2 protein-coding genes and 2 pseudogenes are annotated in these 4465 nt (G+C 38.6%); 3 read left to right on the top strand and 1 reads right to left on the bottom strand.

Annotation, left to right across the window (positions count from 1 at the left end; translation table 11 throughout):
- Positions 1-71: pseudogene (locus JMX63_RS14805) on the bottom strand (transposase); the annotation flags it as partial.
- Positions 72-208: 137 nt separating this feature from the next.
- Between JMX63_RS14805 and JMX63_RS14200 the strand changes: the two are divergent.
- From JMX63_RS14200 to JMX63_RS14800, 3 genes and pseudogenes are all read left to right on the top strand, one after another.
- Positions 209-667 (top strand): hypothetical protein, encoded by a 459-nt coding sequence (locus JMX63_RS14200; protein ID WP_201573138.1) that lies wholly within the window; start codon positions 209-211, stop codon positions 665-667.
- 3 nt (positions 668-670) lie between these two features.
- Entirely contained in the window at positions 671-4072 is a 3402-nt protein-coding gene (locus tag JMX63_RS14195) for a DEAD/DEAH box helicase family protein (RefSeq protein WP_201510362.1), read from the top strand.
- Between the two features lie 305 nt (positions 4073-4377).
- Positions 4378-4465: pseudogene (locus JMX63_RS14800) on the top strand (transposase); the annotation flags it as partial.

Raw genomic sequence — 4465 nt, 5'->3', positions numbered from 1 at the left:
ATGTCATCAAAGCTGTTCATGCTACCAGCCATTTGCTCGGCCAGTTTTTTAATGTCAGATTGAGTCGTCATTGCTTATTCTCCTGTTAATGGATTATAAGCAGTTACACAGTTTTTAGGAAACTCCCAACAATCTTGAGCTTAGCCGTAATTCCGCTCAGAATGATTTATTTGGTGATTTAACCCCTGGTCAGAAAGACGACTATCTCATGCACTACATGCTCAATATTGAGAGCAAAGACTCGCTACTTAACGTGGCTGATTTTGCCACTCCTTTTGATTATCAGCTAAAGATAACTGCCGACAGTGCTGGTGCTTATACGGTACAAAACGTCGATCTTATCGATACCTTTAACTATCTCATAGGTCTAAAGGTTAGAAATATAGACTATCAGCTAGATCGAGGATTTGTACAGGTAGATGGGCACTTGCGTACAGGTGAGCTAGTGACTGTATTTTGGCGTGACTGTGAACAGATTGGCTATGATGAGCTGGACAAGACGCTACAGAAGCTACGCATCAATGCTTTAGATAGCGAGTATCAGCAGATATATGTCAATGGCGATCATAACATCAACACCAAGCTGACCAGTACCGATGGTAATGAGAGACAACTAAAAGTCCGCTCAATAGAGCAGGTATTCCTTGAGCGCATGTTTGCAGAGTAAGTTATGGCTAATCCCAGTAAAAAGAAAAGCAAAAAAATAAACTTCCATGAGCAGCTGGTACTCACGCAGTGGCTATGGTCAAAGTTTAATCCTGACAATATCAAAGGTATGCATACGCTATTGGATTTGCCTGTCCATGAAGGCATTGAACACGAAGGTGAGGATGCAGGTCAAACCAAGTTTTTCACTGAGCTGACCAGAGACTTAGTCGATAAACAGACTTTAGATATCGACACCCTAAGGCGCTATGATAGAAATATCGTGCGTCACTGGCTACAGATTAGTGAAGCTCGCAATGAGCAAGCTAATAGTGAGCTGAATTTAAAATACTTTCAGTATCTGTCATTATTATTTACGGAGTATTATTTAGATCAGTACTTCAATCATTCTGAGCAGATGCTAGAGGAGTTGAATGCTACCGTAGTTGCCTATAATGAGGAAAAAAGCGATAGCGAGATATTACAACCGTATGTAGCCAATGACTTAAATAAGGTTGCGTATTGGAGTGCCACAGGTAGCGGCAAGACATTACTGATGCATATTAATATTTTGCAGTATCAGTACTACACTGAGCACGCCAGCCATAATGATAAAATCGAGCAGATAATTCTACTGACTCCTAATGATGGGCTCAGTAATCAGCATCTTGAAGAGTTCAAGCTGTCTGGTATCGAAGCCATGACATTCCAAAAAAACAAATCCCGTGACCAGTTTTTAAAATACGTGCAAATTATTGATATCCATAAGCTAGCTGAAAGAGATGGTGATAAGACGATAGCGGTAGAGTCACTAGAAGGTCAGAACCTTGTACTAATCGATGAAGGTCATCGTGGTACGAGTAGTGCTGGTGTATGGATGAGCTATCGTGATACGCTGACAAAAGATGGCTTTAGCTTTGAATATTCAGCAACCTTTGGTCAAGCGATTAATAAATCCAACAACGTCATAAAGCAAGAAGAAGAAGAAATAAAAACCAAAGCAAAAATGCACTTTGGTACTAAGGCATTAACAAAACTAGACGATGCTCAGCTAAAGGCTCTAAATTTAGATGAGCTAGAAAAGCAAAAAGCAAGGCGCGGAGCCTTGCGTGAAGTCTATGCAAAAAATATCTTGTTTGACTACTCGTACAAGTATTTTTATGATGATGGCTATGGTAAAGAAGTCAATATTCTCAATATGAAAAAAGGTGAGACACAGGATAATCAGCAGCTGTATCTCACCGCCTGCTTATTGGCTTTTTACCAGCAGCAGCACCTTTATCAAAATAACGTCGGACGTCTTAAGCAATTCAAAGTTGAAAATCCCCTTTGGGTATTTGTCGGTAATAAAGTAAATGATGATGATTCAGATATTTTGACCATCATCAAATTTTTAGCTGACTTTTTAGACAGTCATCATAAAGCAGAAACCATCAACTGGATTCATGATTTTATTACCAATAAGTCACGCTTAGTCGATAACAAAGGTAACAATATTTTTGTTAATCGTTTTGCTCCATTACATGGTAGAGACGCTGAAGCTATTTATCAAGATATACTCAGCCAGTTCTTTAATGCAGGGAGTAATCAGCGCTTAAACGTTATACGAATCACTCAGAACACAGGGGAGCTGCGTCTACAAATTGGTGAAAATACACCGTTTGGCGTGATAAACGTAGGCGATGAAAAAGGCTTGTTTGATCATTGTGAAAAGCTAAGCGATAACCATTATCTTAATACGCGTACAGACGAATTCACTCCGACGCTATTTGATACCATCAACGATGATAATAGCAAAACCAATCTGCTCATTGGCTCACGTAAATTTACCGAAGGTTGGAGTAGTTGGCGAGTCTCGACTATGGGGCTATTAAATATGGGTTCCGGTGAAGGCTCCCAAATCATTCAATTGTTCGGTCGAGGTGTACGTTTAAAAGGTGAGGGGTTCTCACTCAAGCGAACGCCGCACAATATTTATAGTAAAGCTGAATATAAAGACCTGTATCTAGATTTACTACAAACGATTAATATATTTGGCTTACATGCTGACTATATGGAAAAGTTCCGTGACTATCTAAACGATGAAGGTATCGTCCTTAACCAAGATTTAGTTACTTTAGATTTCAACACCAATCGTATAGCAGCGCCGCATAGACTCAAAACTTTGACGCTTAAAGATGGTTATAAAGACAATCAGCCAAATGGATTCAAGGCACAGGTTAAGCTGTCGCTATTTGAAATTCCTGATAAGTATCAAGGCAAGATTAAAAAACCGTTTGTTATTTTAGACTTATATCCACGACTCCAAGCCTATCATACCGATAAGCGCAAGCGTAATAATGACTTAAAAGACAAGCGTCAAGAGCATGAGATATCGCCTGATATCATGCCCTTCTTTGATTTTGACAGTTTATATTTACAATTACAGCAGTATAAGATGCAACGTGGCTATACCAACATACGTCTTGGTATCGACGAGCTTAGAGCGTTCTGCTGTAAGCCAATTAAGAATACCCATGATGACTGGTATAGGCTATTGGTAGATAGCGAAAAGCTGACGAAAGATGTAGAGGGTATACGCTTTCAACAAAGCATTTTATTAGAGCTGCTACAAGCGTACATGGACAGATTTTACAAAACCATGAAAAACGCATACGAAGGTCAGTACTATGAAGTGACAGAGTTTAATGTCGGTGACGATGATCTGCCTATTCACATGTGCGACAAATATGTCTTTACATCAAAAGAAGGGTTTAATGGTGAGGCAGAAGAGTACTTTAAACGCCTTACCAAGTTACAAGATATAGTCAATGATGGACAGCTAGAGAAGACAGTCAACTGGCAGGACGGTAGCTTACGTACAGTCGTATTTGACAAGCATCTGTATTATCCATTGTTCAGCAAAAATGATGATAGCTTGCCATTTACTTGGTCGCCTTCAGTATTTGATTATGACAGTAAGGGTGAGAGTAGCGAAGTCAAATTCGTCGATGATCTACAGCACTATATCAATTCTGATAAACAGATTGATGCGCTTAAAGATTACCATATCTATTTACTTCGTAATCCCGATAACCGTTACAAAGGATTAGGTTTTGCACTAGCAGGTAATTTTTATCCAGACTTTTTATTGTGGTTAGTACACAAAGAGACGGGTGAGCAGTACCTGACCTTGATTGATCCTAAGGGTATCCGCAACATGAATACTGATGATGCCAAAATTAATCTATATAAAGAAATAAAAACCCTTGAGAGCCGCTTAGAAGATAAGCTGATACTAAATAGCTTTATTTTGACCACGACGCCAATGAAAGAGTTGATAAATAACTCATTGAGCGAAGATGAGCTTAAAGAGCGAAATGTGTTGTTTATGGTAGGTAATCAAACCGCTTATTTAAATGATATGTTTGAGGGGATTTTGAGCTGAAGGCATCTTTAGTTATAGGTAATTAACATAATGGCCGACATGGTAGTTATTACTATGTCGGCCATTATGTTTAATAAATAAAGAATACCTATAAACTGAGCATAATTTTCTTATAAATAATAATGGTTAAGATTTAAGAATATCTTGATCTGCAAAGCCCAAATCTTTCAAAAAAGAAGTAGCTTCATCATCATTCCTAAAAATCATTGCTTTAGACAAGTCGGAAGAATGACATAAAAAGTGTGGCTTGGGAGTTTCCTAAAAACTGTGTAACTGCTTATAATCCATTAACAGGAGAATAAGCAATGACTACTCAATCTGACATTAAAAAACTGGCCGAGCAAATGGCTGGTAGCATGAAAAGCTTTGATGACATCAAAGACTTCCAAAAGC

Origin of the sequence: Psychrobacter nivimaris (assembly GCF_904846365.1) — a bacterium.
Classification (GTDB): Bacteria; Pseudomonadota; Gammaproteobacteria; order Pseudomonadales; family Moraxellaceae; genus Psychrobacter; species Psychrobacter nivimaris_B.
The sequence above is the reverse complement of the archived record's forward strand: the minus strand, read 5'-3'. Positions and strand labels throughout refer to the sequence as shown.